Below are 4,253 nucleotides of genomic sequence, written 5' to 3' on the forward strand. Positions count from 1 at the left end.
AATTTATTGCAACCGCAGTAGGACAGCCTTAAGTCCGACAGGCTGCTAGGATAAATAGCGACCTTAAAGGGGGTTATCACGGTATAGATGCTTCTATTTTAACGTTTAAAGATTAGACAGGGTGCAGTTATGAATATTTCCAGATCTGGGTCAACAGTGGCTCTTTTGTCAGTAATCTATGCCTTCCCTTGTTATTCTTTCTCCACGGGAGGATCATCGGGCAGTTCTACATTTACAGAGGTTAAATATTGTTCCGAATTACCCGAAAGTGTCGATAGAGTGGTGTGCAGTCACCATTTGCCTATTTTTAAGAATCTAATCAGAGAAAAAAATAATCAGGTATCTCCAACAACTTCCTCAGGTGTTCACCTCATTCATCCCCCAATTTCTGAAAAAGTCAGGATAAGAAAAATATCCGCTACAACATCAAAGCTGGATAATGAGATTTTTGCAACCACCCATCCAACTTTGTTTATCTTTGATGCAGAGCGATCGCGAGGAAAGGGGCAACCGGCCATTTATGAATTGCAATTGTCAGATCCCGGCACTGGCAGTCCCACGAAAGTTAGCAGTTTTCAGTTACCTGACAATTCGGCTTTTGTGGGAAACGGAGAGGATATTTTGCCTGAATTTGTTATTGAGGGAGGCATTCAGAATCACTACGTGATGTCGGCACCCCATAATGATTCTGTCTATTATCTGGCAAATATCGAAGTTGACTCCAGAAATCCTTTAGACAGCGGCAGTTCATCGACAGCCGCTGCTACAGGGTATCCCGCTACAACCCCGACCACAAAGAATCATATACCTCAAGGCGTTCTGGATTTGACGGGAGCGGGTATTGTTGTTGCAGACAATATCAAGGTGGTACTTGATCCGGCAGACAGTGAAAGTAAGGTCCAACCGGTACAACTGGGGTGTACGAATTTTGCTCATGAGAGAGGAGCAGAGGAGTACTTCGTCTATCGATTTACCCACTCTGAATTTAATCTCCAAAAAGGCGCACACAGATTAGCAGGCTCTGAAAACGCTGCATTGAATGTTGCATGTCATCAGGCTACAGGACAAGTGCAGTTGACTATGAGAGACACTAATACCGTCATATCTGTACTCACTGAAACTGACCCTTCAGCATCCGGATTACATTTAAGCAGTGGTGTGTTGTTTTCTATGAGACTCTGGCTCAGGGAAGACGTCCTGCGCTTTGTCGATTCTACCTGTAACAGTGTCGTTGATCAGTTTGGGAATGATCTATCGATTGACTCAGCTACCCCGTTAGATCCTGATCACTATATGGGTGACATCCGCGGCAGTTATTGTACTGATGTTAATATGGTTCAGGGAGCATTTGGATTAAAAGACAGAGAGCAGGCATGGGGTTGGATATTAGGTGATAATACCGGTGAACTTGGCTGTGCATCTTCATTGGAGAAGACTTATCGAACAGGCTTTGCTTCAGTGAGCGCATGGTCTACGGCAGGTTTCGAAGTTGCGTGTAATGGCACTATGCCAACATCCGTTTCAACCACATTCTCTCCAGATACAACTCAGCTATCTAATGTTTCACAGATAACTAATGCTTCACACATATCTGCCAGAGTGGTAGGTAACAAAAGCGCTCTGGCCATAAACAGTGATAGGACGGAAGGATTAACTGAAGAGCAGAGAACTGTTTTGGGCGCATGCGTTGGCTTTTTTTTATTGGATCAAGTCATTACCCAAGTCTGGTACTTTTATTCAAACTACATCACGCAAGCCAGGACAAAATATATCAGTCAGGTGTCAGCGGCTGTGTTAGGTTTCGGCCTTCCGTTATTCCAGTCGGCATCACCCTGTTCCGTGGGGATGAGACCACTTGTACAGGAGTTTCTATTGCTAAGCAAAGATCAACCGTAGTTTGTTATTGTTCATAGCCTGTCCCCGGGAAGGTAAAACCCTTAAGTCGGAAATATGGATTATAAAGCAGCATTACCAAACCCGTTGTGAAGCCTCGCCTGCTTGGCTGGGCTGCGGGCAGTGATACAAGACAGGAACCCGCAGGGCAGCCATCCGCTTTTTTGTTCCATAAGCGTGGATGAGAAATCCAAGTCTGTGGGGTTTACTTGATGCTGGAAAAAACAGACGTCAAGAGGTTCGTTTTTTATTGGAGAAGGCTTTACCTTTATTTATGAAATATCCGGTCTAGGATAAATAACGACTTTAAAAAGGATTGTTATAGTAAGGATGCTTCTGTTTGAGCGTTTAAAACTGGACAGAGTGCAGTTATGATTATTTCCAGATCCGGGTTAGCAGGTGCTCTTTTGTCGGTAATTTATGCCTTCCCCAGTCATGCTTTCACCAAAGGTGGGTCAACGGGTGGTTACAGGTTTACAGAGGTTTCGGGTTGCTCTGAATTTGCCAGCACTGTCGACAGAGAGGTTTGCAGTCATCATTTGTCGGTTCTTAAGGATTTAATCAGGAAAAAGAACAATCAGGTATCTTCGACAAAACCTTCCCCAAGTGCTTCTCCGATTCCAGAAACGGTCAAGATAAGAAAAATTTCGGGTGCAACATCAAGGCTGGATTATGAGGTTCTTCGAACCTTCCACCCAACCTTGTTTATCTTTGATGCAGAGCGTTCATCCGAAAAGGGGCAGCGAGCTGTTTATGAATTGCAATTGTCGGAGCCCGTCACTGGCAGCTCCGGAAGGGTCAACAGTTTTCAGTTACCGGATAATTCGGCTTTTGTGGGAAACGGAACGGATATTCTGCCTGAATTTGTGATTCAGGGAAGCACAGAGAATCAATACGTGATGTCGGCAACCCGTAATGATTCTGTTTATTATCTGGCGAATATCGAAATCAATTCCAGAAATCCCATAAAGGCAGGCCGTTCAACAGCAACAGTTACTACAAGGAACGCTGGGGCAACCCCGACCAGAAAATATCACACACTGGCAGGTATTCTGGATCTGAAGGGAGCAGGTCTCTTTGTTGCAGACAACATTAGGGTGGTACTTGATCCAGCGAATAATAACAGGAGGATTAAGCCGGTAAATCTGGGTTGCACTGACGATGCTGACGGGATAGGACCAGAGGAACATTTCGTCTATCGATTTATGCACTCTGAATTTGCTCTTTTACAGGGCGTGCAGGGATCAAGGTATGCTCAACCGGCTGCAATGAATGTTGAATGTGATCAGAAAACAGGGCAAGTGCAGTTGACGATGAAAAACACTAAAACAGTCATATCGGTATCCTCAGAAATGGATACTCTTACGCCCGGATCGTCACGAAACAGTGGTGTGTTGTTCTCTATTAGCTTATCGTCCAGAGAAAACGTTCTGAGCTTTGTTGATTCTACCTGTAACAGCGTCGTTGATCAGCACGGCAATGATCTGTCCATTGATACAGCTCGTCTATCGGATCCTGATCACTTTATGGGTCGCGTCTATGACAGTACCTACTGTTCTGATATCAAAATGATAAATGGAGCGTTTGGATTAAAAGAAAGAGAACAGGCCTGGGGTTGGATACCTTTTAAATATCCCGATCAGCATCCCTGCTCGTCTGATTCAGAGAAGCGTTATCGAGCAGGATTTGCGCCAGTGAGCGCATGGTCTTCGGCAGGTTTTGATGTTGCCTGTCATTGCACTATGCCAACATCCGCTTCATCCACAGTCTCTCCCTCTACAACTCAGGCAGCCTTCACTTCACCCGTACTTATTTATGATGCAGGTCATCCGGAGGGGCTGGTTATGAATAATACTGTCACTGCAGAATTAAAGGGTTTAGGAGCATTAGAAAATTTAACCACATTGGAAAAAATGGGCGTAGGTGCGGCCCTGCTTCTTGGCGATCAGACTATTACTCAAATTTGGTTCCATCTTTCAAAACGAATCAGGCAGGCTTGGATAAGGCGTACCAGTCAGGTGTTAGCGACTATTCTGGGTTTGGGTCTTCCTGCAGTAGTCCATGTGGTACCAAAATGTTTTAGTGGATTGAGAGGAGGGCGTAATCTATTGGGAAATAAAGACTTCTCGAAAGATCCAGCTCTACTCGATCCTGGTAGACTGTAGTTTTCGTTATTAATATCCCGCCCGTTGCAGGTGTCGTAAAACCTATCACCAGTCGGTAATCTGGATGATAAAGCAGCATTACCGACTTCCTTATGACAGCACTTTTGCTCCTCAGACAGGTTCGATGAATGATGACGGTTCTAGCAGCCTGTCGGACTTAAGGCTGTCCTACTACGGTTGCAATAAATTGGTCTA

Annotated in this window: 2 protein-coding genes; both read left to right on the forward strand. The window is 44.8% G+C overall.

All coding sequences use genetic code 11. The annotated features are described in order from the left end of the window. Positions 1–129 precede the first annotated feature (129 nt). A complete protein-coding gene (locus KDK17_RS00510; RefSeq protein ID WP_257287103.1) occupies positions 130–1,896 on the forward strand; it encodes a hypothetical protein in 1,767 nt (588 codons plus the stop codon). A 368-nt stretch (positions 1,897–2,264) separates the two neighbouring features. Next, entirely contained in the window at positions 2,265–4,058 is a 1,794-nt protein-coding gene (locus tag KDK17_RS00515) for a hypothetical protein (protein ID WP_257287104.1), read from the forward strand. Positions 4,059–4,253 lie beyond the last annotated feature (195 nt).

The sequence above is a fragment of the Endozoicomonas sp. SESOKO2 genome, from assembly GCF_024606245.1.
GTDB lineage: Bacteria > Pseudomonadota > Gammaproteobacteria > Pseudomonadales > Endozoicomonadaceae > Endozoicomonas_A.